Genomic DNA, 21,145 nt, shown 5'->3' with positions numbered 1-21,145 from the left:
GATTTAATTGGTATTGTTCTTAAACATATTTATATGATGTTAGTTATGCCCGAAAAAAGCTGTGCTATCAGTTTGCTTTTACAAAATACAGACGTACGCTATGAGCCAAACAGCTCTTTTCTGTGCGTACGCAGATACCTGAGATGCAGCAGCATCATTACTGCAAACAGGTAAAAAAATTTATCGTACAGCAAACCGTAGCGGTTGGAAACTAAATTGTTTAAAACAACTACCGCTAACAAGTTGCCGTAAATTGCAGCGGTAGCAAATGACTGGAATGCCAGAGTGAAGCACGCCCAAACCAGCAGCCCAACCATAAAAATACCGATGGCAGCCTTCATATAACCTCCATCCAGCAAATCTGCCAATATAAAGTTGTGTGCCGATAGCAACCCTTTTTCACCTTGTAAATTAGCATATTCTTTTGAGAGCTGTTCGTTATTTACGTTATCGTACAAAGCGATATCGTAAGCAAATCCTCTCCCGATGAATTTTTGCGTCGCGGTAAAACCTTTGAACTCATCCCATGCTATTTTCCAAATCAGTTCTCGTTTTGATAGAAAGTCGCCCTCGCATACCGTTTCGTAACGTTCTGCAGCACTGCCCTCACTTGTTCCACCGCTGCCCGTTGGGCCAACGGAACCATATTTAAGGTACTGTTTACGCATATAATTTTGCATACCCAGTGTACCAAAGCAAAACAAAGTGCTTACAGCAAGTACCACCGCTATTGCAGACAAAACTCCGCGTACACTTTTCGATTTTACTAAATAAATGCAAACCCAAAATCCCAAAATAAAAGGGAGCATTAAAAAGATGCGGCGAGAGGCCGAAAGAAACAAAACAGCAAGCGTTAACGAAGCATCCAGCACAAATAAAACACAGGTACGTAAAGTGCGTTCTGTGGTAACGAACAAGTAAAAAATGCACAATAAGCCCAACAGCAAAGTGCTTGCAAATACATTGTAGTCCGTACGCAATGTAAGGCGCATTGTATAATAGACGGGATAAATATGAAAAAACAAATAGTTGACGATTGTAAACAGCGCTGTAAACGCGGATGCAAGCCCAAAGGTTAGCAGAATGGTACGAAGCTTTTGCAGATTATCGACATATAACAAAACACAAGCAGATAAAAACAGCATAAGTACCACAACCTTGTATTTATCAAAACCAAGATGAGGTACCACGGAGTATGTTACGCTGACTAAATCGATAATTATATAAAGAAGCAACATCAGAGGAATCATCCAAAAACCGCCAAAGCGCCCTACAAGGTCTCGTATAAATGCGGTTCCTCCGTAGCGTGCGCGGTCAAACAATACCAAAAGAAACAGGGCTGCCAAAAGAATCAGCAGAACATCAAACGCATAAAAACTATAAGTTGCCGCAAGTTCAAATAACATTACGGCAAGTGTACATTGCAATATAAAACCAAACAAACTTTCTCTGTTTTGTAAAAACTGTGGCATTGGTTATTCCTCCTTCGATGTGCTCCCCTGCTCTGTTTGCTGCCCAAATGTGGGTACCATTGAACGAACCGCATCAAACAGCGGTTTTAAATCTCCATTTTTTTGCAGTACTTTCTTCAAGATGTTAAGCTGCTCGCAAAGAGTTTCTTCATCTGTTTGCACCGGTTTATTGATATAAATTTTGTCACTCGGTGTTTTGTCGGTATCCTCTTCTGCAAGGCGCAGTTCTTCGAACAATTTTTCGCCCGGACGCATACCGGTAAACACAATTTTAATGTCGCGCTGAGGGACATAGCCCGAAAGACGAATCATATCACAGGCAAGGTCGTAAATCTTAACCGGTTCACCCATATCCAATACAAAAATCTCTCCCCCTTTTGCCATTGCTCCCGCCTCCAACACCAACTGCACCGCTTCGGGGATTGTCATAAAATAACGGCGCATGTCAGGGTGCGTAACGGTGACAGGCCCTCCGCGTTCTATTTGGGTTTTAAAGAGCGGTACCACACTGCCGCAGCTACCCAGTACATTACCGAACCGTACCGCCGCAAATTGTGTATGGCTTTGATGGTCCAGCATTTGGATACACAGCTCGGCAATGCGTTTAGATGCACCCATGATATTGGTGGGGTTTACTGCCTTGTCGGTTGAAATGAGAATAAAACGCCGCACACCGTTGTTCATTGCGGCATGTGCGGTGCGTAAAGTACCAAATACATTGTTTTTAATTGCCTCTTTGGGGTTAAGCTCCATCATCGGCACATGTTTGTGGGCGGCTGCATGAAACAGAACATCGGGATGAAACTGTGCCATCACTTCATCTAGACGATCGTCATCGCGGACAGAGCCAACGCACAGGCGATAGCGCATAGGGTCAAAATGTTCTCTCAGTTCATTGTCGAGCGTGTACATGCCGTTTTCATGAATATCAAAAATAACAAGAAGCCTTGCCCCCATTGCAAGAACTTGCCGGCAAAGTTCAGACCCGATAGAACCCGCGCCGCCTGTAATCATAACACAGCGGTGCGTAACAAATTCGCGCAGCAGCTCTTGGTTTAGTTTTACGCTGTCACGCCGGAGCAAATCCTCCAAACTGATATCGTTGATGGCTGCGGTGTCAAGCCGATTATTGGCAAGCTCTTCAATACTGCCAAACCTTTTTAGGCGGCAATGGTGCTCTCGGCAATCTTCAATTAAGCTTGAGAGCATTTCTCTTGGAAAGTGCTCTATCGCGAGAATCAACTGTGACGCATGGGTGAGAGCGAGGATTTTGGGGAGGTCTTTCGCCGTGCCCTGCACTTTTACATGCTGCACTTTTACCCCCCGCAGTGCAGGGTTGTCATCTACAAAACCAACAACATGCATATGCTCTTTTGGGTGGCTGATAAGGCGCTCGCAAAGGTACCTGCCAACTTCACCGGCACCATAAATCAGCACACGTTCCATAGAATCTCGGTTTTTCAACCCATTCAAACGTGCATTGCCAAGCCGTGCAAGCCTTACCGAAAGACGTATGACAAGCAACAGCACCACCAGCAGCAGTGCCTGAATAATCATAACCTCAATGGGGATACCAAGTTTGAGAAAGCGGTCAAGCAAAAACAGTACACCTTGGGTGCAAGCTACGGCAAACAGCAAACGAGCACCGTCTGCAACCGAAAAGGATGGCAGGTAGCTGCCGCAGCCCAGCAGTAGTTCTATACCAAACAGAATCAAAAAAGCGGTAAGAATGTACCTGTTTTGGTTTTGCAGATAAAATTCGGGGATGGTGCGTACAAATCCGAACTTCAAGCGGAATCCAATCCACACCGATAATGCTACCGCTATCAAATCAAAAGCACCGATTCGCGTTAAAGAAATCAGCCTTTGATGGCTATGCAACGCACTCTCCCCTTTCTTTGCTAAAAGCATTTTGCCTGTACTATCATGTGATATTTTACAGGAGATATGCCTTTTTTCATGTTTGCTAAAAAGTAGGCACTCTATACATTAACAACCAAAATACATAAAAAAACACCGTACTCTCTGCCCAACAGCAGAAAATACGGTGTAAAACAACATTGATATTAATCTTCGTTGATGAACGCATCGTGGATAGCGTTCAAAGCCTTTTCAGAATCTTTCAGGTCGATGAGTACCGAAATTTTAATTTCACTGGTTGAAATCATCTGGATGTTGACACCCGCCTCAGAAAGAGCCTCGAACATTTTGGATGCAACACCGGGATTGCTTTGCATACCTGCACCAACTACAGATACTTTTGAAATATTATCGTCGCACACAACGCCATGTGCATTCAGGTTATCGCTAATGCCGTTCAATATATCCATCGCAGTGTCTTTATGTGAACGAGAAGTGGTAAAGCTAATGTCTTTCGTTCCGTCACGGCCGATAGACTGAAGGATGATATCGACGTTGACCTTTTTTGCTGCTAACTGAGAGAATATTTTAAACGCAACACCCGGAGTGTCCGGTACGCCGATAATAGAAATACGAGCGACGTCGTTGTCACGTGCTACGCCTTTGATTAACATTTTCTCCATTTTGATAACCTCCTTAATCTGTGTCCCTGGTTTTCTTTCCAGACTAGACAGTACCTCCATCGGCACCGAATATTTTTTTGCCATCTCTACAGAACGGTTATGCAGAACATTTGCACCCAGCGATGCAAGCTCCAGCATTTCGTCGTAAGTAATCTCATCCAATTTTTGTGCTTTGGGTACAACACGCGGGTCGGCGGTGTAAACGCCGTCTACATCGGTGTAAATTTGGCAGTTATCGGCATGCAGTGCTGCCGCCAACGCCACGGCACTGGTATCGGAGCCACCGCGACCAAGCGTTGTAATATCATCGTAACGGTTAATACCTTGAAAACCCGCTACAATCACAATATTACGCTTGCCAATTTCATTTTCGATGCGCTCTTTGTTAATTCGGCGAATTCTGGCACGGGTGTGGCTGCTATCGGTTAAAAAGCCTGCCTGCCAACCGGTAAGAGATTTCACCGGAAAACCCATTTTATCGATTGCCATTGCCAATAGAGACATTGAAATTTGCTCGCCCGCAGAAAGCAGCACGTCCATCTCGCGCTGCGATGCATTCGTATTAATCTCGGCAGCTTTTTCAATCAGATCGTCCGTAGTATCGCCCTGTGCAGACACTACAGCGATTACGTCATTGCCCTCTGAATATGTCTCGGTAATAATCTTTGCTACGTTAAAAATGCGCTCGGCATTAGCAACCGATGTGCCGCCGAATTTCTGAACAATCAGAGCCATTGTCTTACCTCCTAAATCTTTGCGCTTATATGTGAAAAAAGAATCGCATTTGCATACTTTATTATATTACAAGACGCGTATATGATTGACAATATCTTTTTTACAGTTTGAGCTTTGCGAGATTGATTGTAAAAAATATATCTCTTTTCAGCATCCCCTTGGTATTAAGGGATTATTCTGGTACCTTCGTTGTCGATGGACAGAACATTTACTTTCCATCCGTCAAGCCCGTTTTCTTGGAGATACTCACGTACGATCCCCTCGAACTCAAAGTTGCCCGAACTGATGATAGACATCAAAGTGCTGCCTGCACCGCTGATGTACGAAGCATAGGCACCGTGCTTATAGCTCATTTCAAGCACATCGTGTGCGCCGTTAATGAGTGAAAGGCGATAGGGCTGATGCAAACGGTCATCTGCTGCAATGCGCAGGTTTTGATAATTGCGCGAATACAACGAAACAGACATTAGAGCAGCGCGCGAAAGATTAAAGACTCCGTCTTTATGCGGTATTTCTTTGGGCAATGCCTCGCGCGCAAACTTAGTTTTGAGTTCAAAATCGGGAATGATGGTAACAAAGCGCAAATCTTCTGCAATCTCTTGTTTTACATAGTATACTTTGCCGTTTTCAAGCACCGCAGTAACCAAACCACCAAGCAGTGCGGGGGTGGAGTTGTCGGGATGCCCTTCCATCGTTGCGGCTATATTAACAAGGTCGCTCGTGCGCAAGGGGTTGCCGAGCATGGCATTGGCACCCACCAAACCGCCGACAATGCAGGCAGACGAGCTGCCCAAGCCGCGTGCCATTGGGATATTATTGATTTGCTCAATGCGAATACCTTTCAGCGGTTTATCGCATAAATCATAAATATATTTTACACACTGGTAAACCAGGTTGCTTTCATCGGTTGGTATTGGTACACCGTCCAGTGCTACTATTTCAATGCTGTCCTGCTCCTCTAAATTTACATAATTGTACATCGAAACCGCAAGACCAAGGCTATCAAAGCCCGCACCGATATTAGCACTGGTAGCGGGAATTTGTACCTTTATCATATAACAACATCCCCTTTACGATGATTAGTAATCCAACACTCTTACGCTGCCAAGCACCTGCAAACCATTTTGGGTAATTTGTTTTATCTTTTCGCTCAGCTCACGTTCGGTGAGTATAGGAGTAATAAATGCAAATTCATCCTCTGCTCCGCTGCGGTAAATTGGCACTATTTCACCAAACAAATCATTGATTACCTTAATTGCTTTATCATAATTATCGTACCCTATTCGAACATACATGCTCGCTTTGGTATCGAGGTAATTCACCGCTGTATTATGCTGTGGGTTATTCTCCCAACGAAGAGATGTGCTGCTGTGCTCTGCTTTGGCAGCATCCACAACGTCTGCCACAACTGCAGATGCAGTGGGCAACTTACCTGCACCCTTGCCGTAGAACACCACATCTCCTGTAGCATCGCCGCGTACCAGTACCGCGTTAAACACATCGTCCACACTCGAAAGCTGGCTGTCGCTGCTTATAAAAGCAGGGCTGACCATTACAGAAACCTTGCCGTTTGGCATACGTTTTGCTCTGCCGATTAGTTTAATCACACCGCCCCAGTTTTTTGCGTATTCCACATCCTCCAGGGTTAGTTTTGTAATTCCGTCTGTATAAACTTCATCGGGGTACACATGTTTACCAAATGCAAGCGATGCCAAAATACAAATTTTACGGCAGGCATCATGGCCCTCTACATCGGCAGCGGGGTTACGCTCTGCGTAGCCAAGCTTTTGTGCCAATGCCAGCGCATCCGAAAATGTCATCTGTTCACGAATCATCTTTGTCAAAATAAAGTTGGTAGTGCCGTTTAAAATACCTGCAATCTCGTCAATTTCATTCGCCACAAGGCATGCATGCAACGGGCGGATGATAGGAATACCGCCACCAACGCTTGCCTCAAAAAAGAAGTTTACATCATGGTCGTTTGCAATTTTAAGCAGTTCTGCACCCTTTGCCGCAACCAGTTCTTTGTTAGAGGTAACAACACTTTTGCCTGCTTCAAGGCAGCGTTTAACATATGTAAAAGCAGGGTTTAATCCACCCATCACTTCCACTACAATGTTGATTTCAGGATCGTTGACAATCAGCTCGAAATCTTTGATGAACTTGTCGGAATACGGCAGACCCGGGAAGTCTCTCAAATCCAGTACATATTTGATATCCATCTCTTTATTGGCTTTTCGCTGCATGCTGGCACGGTTTTTATAAAAAACCTCGAGCACACCCGAGCCAACTACACCGTGGCCCATAACCGCTATTTTCAACATGAAGTAATCCCCCAATTAATTTAATATATCTGCCTGTGCAGAGTAATGCCATTAGCTGCCCGAAAGCAGCTTTGCCTCTACCACACCGGTAAGCCCCTTAATTTGCATAATCAACTCTTGCTCTGTACAGTTGATAGAATTGATTTTTGCCGAAATCGATACATGCGCCACCGAATCTACAGGAATATTTTGGTTGAGTGTTAAAATATTCGCGCCCGAGGTGTACAGCTGCGATATAACGGAGGATAATACTCCCGGTTCGTCGGCAAGTGTGGCATATATGGTAACTATGTTATCGCTCATTTTACTGTTGTACTGCTGTACACAATCTTTGTATTTATAAAAAGCACTGCGCGAAATGCCTGCAAGTTTTGCCGCTTCGCTGGAGCTTTTTGCTTTGCCCTGCGCAATCATTTTTTTGGCATAAACAACCTTTAAAAACACATCGGGCAAAACATCCGTGTCAACAAGCAAAAATTTTGGTTTATCCATTTTTGTACACCTCCCGAGCACATTTGTATCGTTGTGATATACACTATAACACCTCATAACACTTCGCACAATTTTGAATTACGTTTATTGTGCTGTTTTTAAGCTTATATTTCGTCGTTTTTAAAGTTTACAGGGCGTTTTCTCCTGTTTTCTTCTAATATCAAGCCTTAATGAAGGTTGTATCTATTATTTGCGCGTATGTATCATAACTTTTAGTAACATTCACAATAAAACAATCGAATGCAAAAAATAAATTTTTAATTGTCTGTTTTTGGACAGCACAGTTCTTCATATTTACGGCAGTGAAAGGAATATTATATAACAGCGAGGTGAGGTTTTTGACACTGGACGGCAAACGAAAATTTATAATAGATGTTCTTTATGCCGTCGTTGTGGCGGCACTTGCGTTTTTTATTTTTAAATATTTAATATGGTGGATACTGCCGCTGGTACTGGGCTTTGTTATATCGTTCGTGCTAAAACCTGTTGTAAATCTGGTATACCGAATGTCCAGTGCTACGCGGCAATTTTGTGCGGCGATTGTATTGCTGTGCGTTTATGCTGCATTGTTTGCGCTCATTTGGTTGTTACTCCTCCAGTTAATGACCTGTTTGCGCACATTGGTTTCATCACTGCCGCAAACCTATAATACTGTGGTTGTACCTACCGTTGAAGGCCTCAGCAATCAGGTTTCGGCACTGCTTAGCGGCTTTTTTCCCGAACTTGGTGTACAGTTCGTTACTCTTTCGGATACAATTACAAAACAGGTAGGCACTTTTATTAATGGTGTTTCAACTCATTTGATTGAAGGCATTGGTGTTTGCGTAAAAGCAATTCCTGCCTTTTGCCTCACTTTTTTGTTTACCATCTTATCATCCTTTTTTATCTCGATGGATTATACCAACGTTGTGAGCTTTTTTGCAAGGTTGGTTCCCAAGCATCACCGAAAAACGTTGTTTGCCGTTAAAGATTTTCTTGTCAAAATCGTATTCAAGTACGCTAGAGCATACTTGCTTTTGCTTTTTATCACCTTTGCAGAGTTATTTGCAGGGCTTTGGCTGCTGCGCGTTCCTCAAAGTTTTTATTGGGCAGCCGGCATTGCAGCAGCAGACCTTTTGCCCGCTATAGGCACCGGGCTGATTCTCATCCCTTGGGCAGTGTTATCATTTACGCAGGGCAACCGCTTTTTGGGCATTGGTTTGCTCATCTTGTACGGGGTTATCACCATAGCGCGCAATATTATCGAGCCCAAAATCATCGGTGATCATATCGGGCTGCCGCCGCTCGTCACTGTCACTTCCATGTTTTTAGGGCTGAAGCTGTTTGGCGCTGTGGGGATGTTTCTTGCACCTGTTCTTGTTCTGATTTTAAAATTTTTAAATGACAGCGGAACAATTCATCTGTGGGAAATCCCGCCAAAACAAAAAGAATAATCCCCTTTGTCGATTGGGACAGAGGGGATTTCGTCATTTAAGATTATTCTTCTTCCTCAGATATTTCTTCGGATTCGATTGCACCGCTGTGCAGAGTACAGTTGCCCGGCAGTGAACTCTCTTTGTACCAACCCATAGCAGTTTTGGGACAGGACGGCGTTGCAAGGTCGCCCGTTTCGGTACAATACGCCTTTTGCACAACATTGCCGCTTGTAGGAAATGCCTTATTCGGCTGACCTTTGCTTACATCGGTCATAACGCGCTTCCAAATTTGCGGTGGTGGATACGGATTATAATGCGGAATGCCCGCATTTTCTTTATCGTAACCAAACCACAAAGCCGATACATAATAAGGTGTTCCGCCAATAAACCACTGGTCCTTATCCATACTGGATGTACCTGTTTTACCCATGGTAGGCAGGTTGCCCAGCCTTGCAGCGGCACCTGTACCGCCAGAAACAACGCTTTGCAGCAGCTTATTCATAACCTCGGCGGTATCTTCCGATATCACACGTCTGGGCACATCATTTGCCTCTAAAAGCACGTTGCCTTGGTTATCAACCACTTTGGTATACGAATGAGGCTCGTAATACAGCCCACCGTTGCCGAATATCTGATATGCCGCTGTCATATCCAATACCGAAATACCGCCGCTCATACCACCCAGCGCAAGCGGAGAGTAGTCTATATCATGATCAGGATTGAGTGAGTTAATGCCAAGATTATTTTTCAAAAAGTCGTAAGCCACCTGCGGGGTAAGCATATCCAATGTTTTTACCGCAATGGTATTCACCGAGTTCTGGATTGCTCTGTCAATAGTTAACCTGCCCTGTCCATTGTAGTCGTAGTTAGTGGGCCACGGAGTACCCGCAGCTACTCTCTTCTCAACAACATTGCCTTCCTCATCCGTCTCCTGTACGGTTTTTACCGCATCCGATGCACGGACAAGCTGCCCGTTCACAAGGTAACCAAACGGACTGTCATCAGTGAGATATGACCAATGCACAAGGTCGAGGTCTATAGCGGGTGCATAGACAGATATCGGTTTGATGGACGAACCTGTCTGACGAACACCGTCTGTGGCGAGGTTAAAAGTACGGTCACCTGTCTTTTCTCCCCTGCCTCCCGCAATTCCTCTGATGTTGCCCTCATAATCCATAATAACCATCGCACTCTGCGGTTGCTTATCGCCAAGGCTTTGGCCGTAAGATTTACCGCCGTTTGTAATGTAATATCCGGTTACTTTTTGGAAAATTGATTTTTGCGGATTGTACTGAATCTCGTTTGTTATAAACTTTTCATCCAAGATGTCCTGAATTTTCTCATCAACGGTTGTGTAAATTGAAAGACCACCGTTATAAACCAAATCCCATGCCGCCTGTTTTTCGTAGCCAAGCTGCGAACACATATCGGCAATCACTTCTTCAATTACGTAGTCTACAAAGTAAGTGTAAGTTTCAGAACGGGTTTTTTGCGCGGTACTGGTTTTAATTACAAGTTGTTGCTGCCGAGCAGCATCATAATGCTGTTTTAGCTTGCTTTTTTCAGCTTCATACTCACTTTTGCTTATTTTACCGCCAACTACAGGCCCGTATTCTGTTTTTGCCTTGCCGTCCAGCCTTGCTTTGAGCTGGGTCAACTCAATATCAAGCATATTATTCAGTACATAGGCTCGTCTTTCACGGTTTCTTTCTTCATGGTTGAGCAGCTCGTATTTGCTTGGGTTCTGCGTTATAGCAATAATTGCAGCACTTTCCGCGGTATCCAGCTCGTCCACGTTTTTATCAAAGAATAAGTTGGCAGCAGCCTGCACACCGTATACGTTATTACCTGTTGTTGCCGTATTTAGGTATGCCTCCATAATATCGTCTTTGGAATATTCTTTTTCTAACGCCAAAGCACGAAAAATCTCTCTGAGTTTACGGTCTATTCGAACTTGCTTATCGCCCGAAATATTTTTAATTAGCTGCTGTGTTATGGTAGAACCACCCGTTGTTTCGCCGCCAAACACCATCTTTAAAAATGCCTTGAAGGTCATTTTCCAGTCAACGCCTTGGTGCGTTTGAAAGCGTTTGTCCTCGGCTGCCATGGCAGCAAGCTGCATTTGCTTTGGGATTTTATCAAAATCCACCCAAATGCGGTTTTCGTTGCCTTTTATCACCTGCAGCGGATAATCTTCACCCGATTCGGCGTTTTTTGCATATAATGTGGTAGTATAGTTCAGTTCCAAATTTCTCAAGTCGAATTCGGTTTGATCATCAAGAAAATTTACAATATAAACCGTCATAACCGACGCCACAATCGAACCTGTAATTACCATAATTAAAAAGATGGTAACAAAGGTTTTACCGATAATGGAAAAAGTGCCTTTTACTCCCCGCATAACCGACGCAGAACTGCGCTTGTTACGAGAAGGGCGGCTTTGGTTTGTATTGTTTTGGTTGCCGGCTTGGTTTCTGCTGCCCTGCGGATTTCGATTTACAGGACGCCGCGAACGTTCCGGCAGATTATTGTAAGAACCCATAGGTTTTGTCGCCCCCTTGTATTCCTTAGTATTATACCATATTCCAAATGTAAAATGTTAATTTTTTTAAAAGGAATTGACTGTAAAAATTTTATTCTTGCAAAATAATTTTATTAGAATATTTTTCTAAACTATTGCATAGCTGATTTGATTTTTGCCCAAAATAGGGTTAAAACTAAGATATATGAGAAAGGAAGGGACGCTTTGATGCGCACAGGATTACCTGTTACCATGCTGTCTCTTGTTGCAGCTGTGGCTCTAAGCTTCGCCCTTGTAAAATGGTCGACGCCGAAAGAATCTGCCCCTATTAATCGCGGTGCCGAAGCTGTACCCATTGAAGAGGCCGCCGATTACGAATATCTTTTAAAAGATTACCGTGGCAGGCTGGCTGTTTTTCATCGCGGCGCTGCGGACCCCGATTTGGTTTTTGATGTGTATATTCAAAGTTTGCCCGATTATGACCGCGGGCAACTGAAAAATGGCGTTTCGGCAAAAGATTATGCAGAACTTGTCAATTTAATTGAAGATTATACAAGCTAGCATAGTTGAAAAATATTGTTCTTTTCTGTACAATAACATTAATATACAGAAAGGAGTTTATCTGCGATGAAATTTAATTTTGCACACAATAACCTGAATGTATTCAATTTAGAAAAATCTCTTGCTTTTTACAAAGAGGCACTGGGACTGCATGAAGTACGCAGAAAAGCTGCAGACGACGGCAGTTTTATTTTAGCTTTTCTTACCGATGAGAACGAAAGTTATCAGCTTGAACTGACATGGCTGCGTGACCGCCAAGACCCCTACAATTTGGGAGACAACGAAATTCACCTTGCATTCACCACCAACGATATGGAAGCGGCACATGCAAAACATAAAGCAATGGATTGCATCTGTTTTGAAAACCCTGCAATGGGCATTTATTTTATCTGTGATCCGGACGGGTACTGGCTGGAAATAGTACCGCAAAAAGATTAATTGGCTCAAAAAGAGGCGCATACAGCGCCTCTTTTTTTGTTGTTCAGTACTGCAAGCGCTGCCACCGTCTTTTTTCTGCACCTTTTTCATATAGTTTTACAGAATGTATAGGAGGAGGCAGACGCTTGGACTTTTTATTGGGAATCAATCACCGCATCAACGCTGTTGTATGGGGCCCCACCATGCTGATACTTCTGATTGGTACGGGCATTTATTTTACACTCCGCACAGGCTTTTTTCAATTTACCCATTTTAAAAGCATGCTGCGCGTCACGCTGGGCGGAATATTCGGCGGCAAAAAAATCAAGAATCGCAACGGTATTTCCCCTTTGCAGGCGGTTTCCACTGCACTTGCCGGAACTATGGGTGTTGGCAACATCACCGGTGTTGCAACTGCGATCTCTTTGGGGGGCGCAGGCGCCATCTTTTGGATGTGGGTAAGCGCTTTGTTTGGTATGATGACAAAATACGCTGAAGTTGCACTTGCTGTAAGATTTCGCAGTACCGATAAAACCGGCGCACATTATGGTGGCCCTATGCTGTATTTAAGCAAGGGGCTTGGCGCACCTGTTTTGGCATGGGTGTTTTCGGTGCTGTGTGTGGCTGCAAGCTTTGGTATTGGTAACATGACGCAGGCAAATGCAATTTCGGGTGCAATGCTTGCAAGCTTTTCGGTGCCCGTTTGGGTTTCGGGTATTATTTCAGCGGTAATCGTCGCACTGATCATCGTCGGCGGGCTTCGCCGTATTGCGTCTATCACTCAGCTTACCATCCCGCTGATGTCTGCACTGTACATTCTATTTGCACTTGTTGTAATCGGTAAAAATATTACAGCAGTACCCGATGCCCTTGCACAAATTGTACAGGGTGCATTTAACAGCCGCTCGGCATTGGGCGGCTGCGGCGGTTACAGCATTGCACAGGCGATGCGTTATGGTTTTGCACGCGGGGTGTTTTCGAACGAAGCTGGGCTTGGCAGTGCACCCATTGCACATGCAGCCGCCGATACCGACAGTGCAGTGCAGCAGGGCATGTGGGGCATGTTTGAGGTGTTTGCGGACACGATGGTATGCTGTACCCTCACAGCACTGGCATTGCTTACAACAGGCGTGCTGGAGTTACCGTTGGAGAGCGGTGCAATGACCTCAGCAGCGTTCTCGCATTCGTTAGGCAGCCTTGGGGGCGTATTTGTATCGGTTTCGCTGGTGTTTTTTGCAATCTCTTCTATGCTGGGCTGGTGCTATTATGGCGAAGCAAGCCTCAATTACCTTACACGTGGCAGTTCACTTGCCACTTGGGTATACCGTTACCTGTTTGTATTGCTCATTCCTATTGGTGCTGTTACACAACTCGAAACAGTATGGAGTATCTCCGATACACTGAACGGGCTGATGGCTGTGCCGAACCTTATTGGAATACTCGGGCTTTCTGGGGTTGTCTTTGGCTTGACACGCGATTATATTAAAAAGACACGGCGCTAAAATCTATTCACAATTTTGTGCTATGATGAGCTTATTTCAACAATGGAGAGGTCATCATGAAAAAAATTGTTCGCGTGTTTTGCTATGGTTTCTGTGCAGTGGTACTATTTTTCGCTCTCATTCCATCTCTAATCTACGGAATTTGGAATCTATCTGTTGCAGCTATGCTGCTGTTTACAATTGCATTTGGCAGTTATGTATATTTTTATAACAGTATTAAAGCAAAATGGCGCAAGCTTATCAACATACTCTGGACATTGGGCGGCACTGTTGCAGTATGCCTACTAACACTGATGCTGCATGCGGCTTACTTTTCTCCTCCCGCCGTTGCCAACCCGCCCGAAACCGTACTTATATTGGGGGCAAAAATTAAAGGAGACCAACCGAGCCTGATGCTGAGCCGACGGCTGACGGCTGCTGCCGATTACCTGCACAGCAACCCTCATGCGGTGGCTGTGGTATCCGGCGGGCTCGGCGAAGGACAAACCTATACCGAAAGTGCAGTGATGAAACAATATCTCATTCAGCAAGGGGTTGAGGCAAAACGAATCTATGAAGAGAATGCTTCGGGCAATACAAGCCAAAACCTTAAGCTTTGTGCAAAGGTAATAGTACAAAACAATCTCGATACCAATGTCGTAATCTGCACAGATGGTTTCCATCAATTTCGCGCCTCTCTTTTTGCAAAGCGCAACGGGCTTTCGCCCTCGGCAATTTCATCTAATACGCCTTGGGGGCTGGTGCCGATGTACTACGTGCGCGAATGGGCAGGGCTTGTAAAAGCGGTTGTGCTGGGGACATAATATAAACAAAAACGCATCGGGCTTATTCCGATGCGTTTGCTTTTGGTATAGGTGGGTGGTCACCCTGTGCAGTGTAGTCGATATAATTATACTTACGCTTATAAAATCCGGTGTCGCTGTCACGCTCTACCGTACTGCGGTTGCGCGCAAGAAAATTCACCAGCTGGTATACATCTACCCAAATCTCACCGTTCCCATCTTTCTGCGATTCATCAAAGATAAGCTGTAAACCAAAGTGCAGATGAGGTACGTTCATACCATTCACATTTTCTTTATTCGAGTAACCGGTCATACCCAAATACCCAATAACATCTCCGCCTTGCACTGTATCCCCTTCTTTAAGGTCGGGCTGAAATGGTTTATTCTTACGCAGATGTGCATAGTAATAGTAACGCTGGCTGTTAAAACTGCGGATACCGATGCGCCAGCCTCCGTAGCGGTTCCACCCCATTACCTCAACCGTACCCGATTCTACTGCAATAATCGGTGTGCCAACGGTCCCCATCAAGTCGTTGCCCAAATGCCGCCTGCGGTAGCCAAATGAGCGAGAGTTGCCGAAATCGTCGCAGTGGCCAAAGCTGAAGCCTTCTGCAACAGGCAAATACGCCTTAAGCCCATATTTTTCTACCCACCTTAAATTACCGGTTTCATCGGGCAGCTCTATGGCGTAGTCACCCACCATCCCCCCTAATACGGCATCGTATGTTTTGCGAAAATAATTGTAATCTTTATACTTGGCAGCCATTTCTGTAAGATTTTCGCCTGAACGGATGCGCTCCAAAAGCTTATCCACATCGGAGCTTTTGTAAGACTTCCAATTGCCCCAGTAGGTAGCAGCCAGATAACCTAAAATACGGGGCATATCCAGGTCAAGTTCTTCTTCGTTGGCTTTAATTGCTGCCTTATATGCTTTATCCAACGCCGATGCAGGAACATTAAACTCTGCCCACTTTATAAAGTCTTTTTTTTCTTCGCTTTCTTTATTGTTTATCACCATCGCCGTTTTTGTGCCTAAAGACAAAACGGAAACTGTAATGCACACCGCCAGAAAGATTATAACACTCGCATAAGTCTTATTATTAACACGCAACCCTATCACCTGCAAATTCGTTTTTGTATCAGTGTATGAAAAAGGAGCCGCATGCTATGCATGCGGCCCCTGCCTACTTGTTAAAATTTAAAAGGCAGCCGCACAATCATGCAGCTGCCTGAAGGTAAGCTTGTCCTAATTTTTCTGGTTGAATATCTTCATAATATCAAAGAAGTCGGTATCATCATCCTCTTCTTTTATCGGCTCCGGTGCAGGTGCAGGCGGTACCTCCTGCACAACCGGCCTTGCCTGTGTTGCGGTTGCCGTACGCGAGTTCACCGCAGCCTCGTTGGGGGTTGATTTAAACACATAGGGGATATCCATCAGATTTTCTTCAAAGCCTGTGGCAATCACAGTAACCTTCATTTCATCGTTGAGAGTGTCATCGTAAGCAACACCCCAAATCAGGTTTACATCGGGGTGAGTAGACTCATGAATCATAGAGGATGCCACATCGATCTCTTCCAAATCAATATCGGGTGAAACAGTAAAGTTTACGATTACGCCATGCGCACCGTTGATGGAAGTTTCGAGCAGAGGGCTGGATATTGCCGCTTGTGCAGCAAGTTTTGCCTTGTCTTTACCCGATGCGCGGCCAACGCCCATGTGGGCAAAGCCGGCGTCTTTCATAATAGCGGTAACGTCCGCAAAGTCCAAGTTGACCACACCGGTAACATTAATCAAATCAGAGATACTCTGTACGCCTTGGCGTACCACATCATCCGCCATTAAAAACGCATTTGCAAGCGAGATTTTCTGGTCCGATACAGTTTTCAACCGTTCATTTGGAATCACAACCAAGGCATCCACTTGTTCTTTAAGAGCAGTGATGCCCATTTCAGCCTGCTCGGCTCTGCGTTTACCCTCAAAATTAAAGGGCTTGGTTACAACACCAACCGTGAGGATGTCCATTTCTTTTGCAATCTCAGCAATAACCGGCGCTGCACCTGTTCCGGTGCCGCCGCCCATACCTGCAGTGATAAATACCATACTGGTACCCTTCAGTGCAGCTGCAACCTCATCACGGCTTTCCTCCGCCGCGCGCTGACCTTTTTCAGGGTCGCCGCCGGCACCTCTGCCCTTTGTAAGCTTTTCGCCTATTTGAATTTTTTGCGCTGCTTGTGAAAAGATAAGCGCCTGATGATCGGTATTGACAGATACGAAGTCAACACCCTGCATGCCGGACTGGATCATGCGATTGACCGCATTACCGCCGCCGCCGCCCACCCCGAGCACTTTAATCGACACACAATTGTCGTATTCCATATCAATGCTGAAATTGTTAAACATCCAAGGTTTCCCCCTATACAATTTGTGGAGTATGTAAATTAAATAATAATTATAAATTTATATATATTTTACTCTATCATGTTTTTGCTTTCAATTCAATAGGATAGCACAACAAATCCGCAAATTCGGTAATATATTGACGACAGAATACAGACTGTTGAAAAAATCCTATTCTACCCTATTTCGGGCAGCCCTTGCGAATTATATTCCGACTCACTTTCACTGTTCGCGTCATCCTCCTCACTGCTTGCATCAGACGCTTCATCCGAAGATGAAACATCCGGCTTGCTGTTTTGCGAGGTGCTGCCGGAATTGCTTTCATCCGTGCTCAAGCTGCTCTCAGCTGAGCGTTCATCCGAAGCTTCCGGCTGCTCGCCGCCGTTCTGTTCGTAAAGATACTCGGCGTACTCATCTTCTGTCATATCTTGCGCCTGCAGGCTTAATCGGCGTACACGCACCCTTCCCGGATAGGAAGCATCGATTTTACCCTCGAAGGTATCAGCAAGTTTTTCATCAATCACTTTTTGTACGCATTGTATCTTGTAGGCGAGTTCCGCCTCAGAACCAAATTCAACTATTATTTTACCGTTATACCCAACAACCAAATTGAATTTATCACTCAAATCAACGTAATTTACCTGAGTAAATCCGGTTATGCCAACTGTTTGCAGAAAGGCTTTCATCACGTCCATTTGAGAAGATAGGTTGCTTACCGCCTGTTCAGCGGCTCGCTGAGCATCTTGTTTTGCCTGCCGCATCTCTGCCGTATCGCCTTCTTTTGGGTCACCCTTTGCAGCTGCTTCTTTGCGCATTTTGCGAAGCATATCTTCAATTGTGCTGCCCTGGCTTAATTGCAGCGCATTAAAACCTTTTATAATAGGCAATCCCGACATAAGCTCGGTAACGTCTGTCTCAAGCACCCTCCCCGACGAAGATATGAGTATGTAAGTTTCGCCCTGCTGTATTGCACCTGCCGGTTCAGCTTCCATCACCTTTATAGTTATCGTATCGGGTAACCCATATTTAAGATGCACTGCTTCAAAATAACTGTATTTTTTCACTAGGGCATCTTCGATTCCCTTTCGGTCAAGCCGAAACATGTTTACGCCTTCCACAATACCCGAAGTCTTGATAACATCCTGTTTGCTGTAGCGGCTGAGCCCGACTACCTCAATGTTTATCACCTTAAAAAACACGGTGAAGATCAGTACAACACCAACAGTAAGCATCAAAATCAGTACCATAATATAAAGCAGCGCATTGTTTCCGCGACGTTTTAGTTTATGGCGTTTAGAGTTTTGTGCCCGGCTTTGCTGCTGCGCGGCGTAAACGTCGCCCCGCATACGCGGAGCATTTTGCGGCCGGACATTGCTCTGTCGCGTTCGCTGCCCTTTTTGCTTTTTACTTCTTGTATTTTGCATATAGAAAAATCTCCAAATTTATACTTTACTTACGCCTGATCTCCGCAAGAAATTCTCGAAATATTTGCACCAAGCAAATTAAGCTGGCGTTCTAACTGTTCATATCCTCTGTCGACATAATGTACATTCATCACCTCAGTAGTACCCTCTGCTGCCAGTGCCGCCAAAACAAGTGCTGCACCGCCGCGCAGGTCGGTTGCATTTACTTCGGCACTGTGCAATGTGCGTATTCCTTCAACGATTGCCACTCTGCCTTCTACCTTAATATGTGCCCCCATACGCTGTAATTCTACGGCGTGTTTATAGCGGTTTTCAAAAATGTTTTCAACAAACACAGTTGTACCCTGTGCAATACTCATCATCGCCATCAATGGTGCTTGAGCATCGGTTGGGAAACCGGGATAAGGCATAGTACGGATGAGTTTTACCGATGAAAGCTTATGATTGCACGAAAGACTGACTGCGTCGTTGTAGCGGCGGACAGAGCATCCGGCTTCTTCAAACACAGGCAGAATCGATTCCAGATGACGGCAATCAATCCCCGTAAGCCGGATATTGCCTCCCGTCATCGCAGCACCTGCCAGATATGTGGTAGCCACAATTCGATCGGGTATAATGGTATACTCGCAAGGCTGCATGGTTTCTACGCCCTCAATCGTGATTGTGCCCTCGCCTGCACCGCTAATTTTTGCCCCGCAGCGGTTTAAGTAATTTGCCAAATCTACAATTTCGGGTTCACGTGCAGCGTTGGTGATAACGGTCGTCCCTTTTGCTTTCACCGCTGCGAGAATAATATTCTCGGTTGCACCCACACTGGGGAACGAAAGCAAAATATTAGCGCCATGAAATCCTTTATCCACGCTGCAATTTAAGTAGCCGTGGTCTTCTTCAATCTGCATACCCATTTGCTGCAAAGCAGAAAGGTGCAGGTCTATGGGGCGTTGTCCTATCTCGCACCCGCCGGGAAAACTAAGTCTGCATTTTTTACAGCGTGAAGCAATTGCTCCCAGAAAAATTATGGAGGAGCGCATTTCTCGCATTAAGCGGTCAGGTACCTCACATTGTGTAACGGAAGTGGTGTCCACTGTAACCGTGCCGCCCTCACGGTAGCATTTACAGCCTAGATACTCCAAAATCTTAATTGCATATTCTGTGTCCAAAAGATTGGGGCAGTTATGGAGCACCGATTCGCCTGTTGAAACCAGCGCAGCTGCCAGTATGGGCAAACTGCTGTTTTTAGCGCCTTGAACTTGGATATCACCGGTAAGTCGGCTGCCGCCCTGAATCAAATATTTCTGCATATCATTTACCTCGCTTTAAGATGAGCTGAGTTTCGCTATAAACCATCTTATGCAAACAGCAGAAATATGTGAAAATGGTACTTACGGGGCAGGTATATCGTAAAATAGGGTATAAAACATCATTTATTTGGATTTTTGAATCAATGACATAATTTCATTATAAATGCGTTCGTTGGAATCTAAAATCGCTATTTTTGAGGCATTTCTCCCGAGCTGAGTCAATCGGCTTCGGTCGGCAATCATATCTTTCACCGTATCAACCAATCGTTCGCCGGTAAGGTTTTTTTCTTCAATTACACAAGCTGCATCGGCATTTTGCAAAACCATTGCATTGTAATACTGGTGGTTTGATGCAACATTGGGTGATGGAATAAGAATAGATGCTTTACCCGCGGCCTGCAGCTCACTTAATGTAAGGGCACCCGCACGAGAAATAACAAGGTCGGCAGCCGCTAAGCAAACCGGCATGTCCGATATGTACTCGCGAATGTCGAGGTTGGGGTATTGCTTATAATTTTGAATGCCTTGCTTATTTAAAAGGTCTGGGAGTAAATCGACACCATACCTGCCTGTGGCATGGATATGATAGATTTCACCTGTTTTGCAGTGCCATGCCATTAAACGGGCGATGGACTCGTTAATTGCCCGCGCGCCGTTGCTGCCCCCAAACGAGAGCAGACACACGCGGTTGCCAATCCCCATTTTTTTACGGGCATTTTCTCGGTTGGCAAAAATAATGTCCTGACGTATAGGGTTACCCGTCACAACGTATTTGCATTTGGGGTTAAGATATTGTTCCGCCTCAGGCACCGCAAGTAAAACTTTATCTACATAACGGCTGAGCAGCTTTGTGGTAACGCCGGGAAAAGCATTTTGCTCGTGCGTAATGGTTTTATATTGCAGCCTTGCTGCTTCGCGCACTACCGGTCCGCTGACATAACCGCCTGTACCCATAACAACATCGGGGTTAAAATCTTCAATTATCTTTTTGGCGCGGGCTGAAGCTGTAGTGAGGTAAATAATTGCCCGTATATTGTTTTGGATATTATGCCAATTTAGCTGGCGCTGAAACCCTTTGATTTGAATAGGGGCAAAATCGAACCCCTCTTCTCGAACCAAACGTGCCTCCATCCCCGTGGGGTTGCCCACAAACAGCACCGCTGCTTCGGGGTGTTTTTGACGGATTAATTGTGCAACTGCAAGGGCGGGGTTGATATGCCCCGCTGTGCCGCCGCAAGCAAACAAGATTCTCATAAAA

17 protein-coding genes are annotated in these 21,145 nt (G+C 45.0%); 5 read left to right on the top strand and 12 right to left on the bottom strand.

The features are described from left to right. Positions 1-98 precede the first annotated feature (98 nt). The 6 genes from EDD70_RS04130 to EDD70_RS04105 form a co-directional block, all read right to left on the bottom strand. Complete coding sequence (locus tag EDD70_RS04130; protein WP_092752736.1) at positions 99-1,472, bottom strand: O-antigen ligase family protein; 1,374 nt, start codon at positions 1,470-1,472, stop codon at positions 99-101. A 3-nt stretch (positions 1,473-1,475) separates the two neighbouring features. After that, positions 1,476-3,353, bottom strand: coding sequence for a polysaccharide biosynthesis protein (locus EDD70_RS04125; RefSeq protein ID WP_162840820.1), 1,878 nt, complete (start codon positions 3,351-3,353; stop codon positions 1,476-1,478). 185 nt (positions 3,354-3,538) lie between these two features. After that, positions 3,539-4,750 (bottom strand): aspartate kinase, encoded by a 1,212-nt coding sequence (locus EDD70_RS04120; protein ID WP_092752740.1) that lies wholly within the window; start codon positions 4,748-4,750, stop codon positions 3,539-3,541. Between the two features lie 164 nt (positions 4,751-4,914). Then, positions 4,915-5,805 carry a homoserine kinase gene (thrB, locus tag EDD70_RS04115; protein WP_092752742.1) on the bottom strand — a complete coding sequence of 297 codons (891 nt, stop codon included), beginning with the start codon at positions 5,803-5,805 and terminating at the stop codon, positions 4,915-4,917. Positions 5,806-5,829: 24 nt separating this feature from the next. After that, complete coding sequence (locus EDD70_RS04110) at positions 5,830-7,074, bottom strand: homoserine dehydrogenase (RefSeq protein ID WP_092752744.1); 1,245 nt, start codon at positions 7,072-7,074, stop codon at positions 5,830-5,832. Positions 7,075-7,125: 51 nt separating this feature from the next. Next, on the bottom strand, positions 7,126-7,566 hold the full coding sequence (locus EDD70_RS04105; protein WP_092752746.1) for an ACT domain-containing protein: 441 nt from the start codon (positions 7,564-7,566) through the stop codon (positions 7,126-7,128). Positions 7,567-7,904: 338 nt separating this feature from the next. On the opposite strand from EDD70_RS04105, the gene ytvI reads away from it, so the two are divergent. Further along, positions 7,905-8,999, top strand: coding sequence for a sporulation integral membrane protein YtvI (gene ytvI, locus EDD70_RS04100; RefSeq protein WP_162840821.1), 1,095 nt, complete (start codon positions 7,905-7,907; stop codon positions 8,997-8,999). Between the two features lie 43 nt (positions 9,000-9,042). On the opposite strand, the gene EDD70_RS04095 is transcribed toward ytvI, so the two are convergent. Next, positions 9,043-11,523, bottom strand: a complete 2,481-nt coding sequence (locus EDD70_RS04095) for a transglycosylase domain-containing protein (protein ID WP_092752750.1) — start codon at positions 11,521-11,523, stop codon at positions 9,043-9,045. 204 nt (positions 11,524-11,727) lie between these two features. Between EDD70_RS04095 and EDD70_RS04090 the strand changes: the two genes are divergently transcribed. From EDD70_RS04090 to EDD70_RS04075, 4 genes are all read left to right on the top strand, one after another. Continuing rightward, the gene (locus tag EDD70_RS04090) at positions 11,728-12,063 is read left to right on the top strand and encodes a hypothetical protein (protein ID WP_123811012.1); all 336 of its coding nucleotides are present in this window, start codon (positions 11,728-11,730) and stop codon (positions 12,061-12,063) included. Between the two features lie 66 nt (positions 12,064-12,129). Then, positions 12,130-12,501 carry a VOC family protein gene (locus EDD70_RS04085; RefSeq protein ID WP_092752754.1) on the top strand — a complete coding sequence of 124 codons (372 nt, stop codon included), beginning with the start codon at positions 12,130-12,132 and terminating at the stop codon, positions 12,499-12,501. 125 nt (positions 12,502-12,626) lie between these two features. Continuing rightward, positions 12,627-13,982: an alanine/glycine:cation symporter family protein gene (locus EDD70_RS04080; protein ID WP_092752756.1), complete on the top strand. Its 1,356-nt coding sequence runs from the start codon at positions 12,627-12,629 to the stop codon at positions 13,980-13,982. Between the two features lie 56 nt (positions 13,983-14,038). After that, positions 14,039-14,785, top strand: a complete 747-nt coding sequence (locus EDD70_RS04075) for a YdcF family protein (RefSeq protein WP_092752758.1) — start codon at positions 14,039-14,041, stop codon at positions 14,783-14,785. Between the two features lie 22 nt (positions 14,786-14,807). On the opposite strand, the gene EDD70_RS04070 is transcribed toward EDD70_RS04075, so the two are convergent. From EDD70_RS04070 to murG, 5 genes are all read right to left on the bottom strand, one after another. Next, positions 14,808-15,875, bottom strand: a complete 1,068-nt coding sequence (locus EDD70_RS04070) for a M23 family metallopeptidase (protein WP_092752760.1) — start codon at positions 15,873-15,875, stop codon at positions 14,808-14,810. Between the two features lie 135 nt (positions 15,876-16,010). Then, a complete protein-coding gene (ftsZ, locus tag EDD70_RS04065) occupies positions 16,011-17,165 on the bottom strand; it encodes a cell division protein FtsZ (RefSeq protein WP_092752762.1) in 1,155 nt (384 codons plus the stop codon). 173 nt (positions 17,166-17,338) lie between these two features. After that, positions 17,339-18,586, bottom strand: coding sequence for a cell division protein FtsQ/DivIB (locus tag EDD70_RS04060; protein WP_092752764.1), 1,248 nt, complete (start codon positions 18,584-18,586; stop codon positions 17,339-17,341). A gap of 29 nt (positions 18,587-18,615) precedes the next feature. After that, positions 18,616-19,887, bottom strand: a complete 1,272-nt coding sequence (murA, locus tag EDD70_RS04055) for a UDP-N-acetylglucosamine 1-carboxyvinyltransferase (protein WP_092752766.1) — start codon at positions 19,885-19,887, stop codon at positions 18,616-18,618. Positions 19,888-20,010: 123 nt separating this feature from the next. Beyond that, entirely contained in the window at positions 20,011-21,141 is a 1,131-nt protein-coding gene (gene murG, locus EDD70_RS04050) for an undecaprenyldiphospho-muramoylpentapeptide beta-N-acetylglucosaminyltransferase (RefSeq protein WP_092752768.1), read from the bottom strand. Positions 21,142-21,145 lie beyond the last annotated feature (4 nt).

This window comes from Hydrogenoanaerobacterium saccharovorans, from assembly GCF_003814745.1.
In the GTDB taxonomy this organism is placed as follows: domain Bacteria; phylum Bacillota; class Clostridia; order Oscillospirales; family Ruminococcaceae; genus Hydrogenoanaerobacterium; species Hydrogenoanaerobacterium saccharovorans.
Note: the sequence above shows the minus strand (reverse complement) of the source record. Positions and strands in the feature narration are given on the sequence as shown.

Coding starts and splice junctions, on each gene's coding strand:
- EDD70_RS04130 (WP_092752736.1), bottom strand. CDS start 1,472: ATGCCACAGTTTTTACAAAACAGAGAAAGTTTGTTTGGTTTTATATTG.
- EDD70_RS04120 (WP_092752740.1), bottom strand. CDS start 4,750: ATGGCTCTGATTGTTCAGAAATTCGGCGGCACATCGGTTGCTAATGCC.
- thrB (WP_092752742.1), bottom strand. CDS start 5,805: ATGATAAAGGTACAAATTCCCGCTACCAGTGCTAATATCGGTGCGGGC.
- EDD70_RS04110 (WP_092752744.1), bottom strand. CDS start 7,074: ATGTTGAAAATAGCGGTTATGGGCCACGGTGTAGTTGGCTCGGGTGTG.
- EDD70_RS04105 (WP_092752746.1), bottom strand. CDS start 7,566: ATGGATAAACCAAAATTTTTGCTTGTTGACACGGATGTTTTGCCCGAT.
- EDD70_RS04095 (WP_092752750.1), bottom strand. CDS start 11,523: ATGGGTTCTTACAATAATCTGCCGGAACGTTCGCGGCGTCCTGTAAAT.
- EDD70_RS04085 (WP_092752754.1), top strand. CDS start 12,130: ATGAAATTTAATTTTGCACACAATAACCTGAATGTATTCAATTTAGAA.
- EDD70_RS04075 (WP_092752758.1), top strand. CDS start 14,039: ATGAAAAAAATTGTTCGCGTGTTTTGCTATGGTTTCTGTGCAGTGGTA.
- ftsZ (WP_092752762.1), bottom strand. CDS start 17,165: ATGTTTAACAATTTCAGCATTGATATGGAATACGACAATTGTGTGTCG.
- EDD70_RS04060 (WP_092752764.1), bottom strand. CDS start 18,586: ATGCAAAATACAAGAAGTAAAAAGCAAAAAGGGCAGCGAACGCGACAG.
- murA (WP_092752766.1), bottom strand. CDS start 19,887: ATGCAGAAATATTTGATTCAGGGCGGCAGCCGACTTACCGGTGATATC.
- murG (WP_092752768.1), bottom strand. CDS start 21,141: ATGAGAATCTTGTTTGCTTGCGGCGGCACAGCGGGGCATATCAACCCC.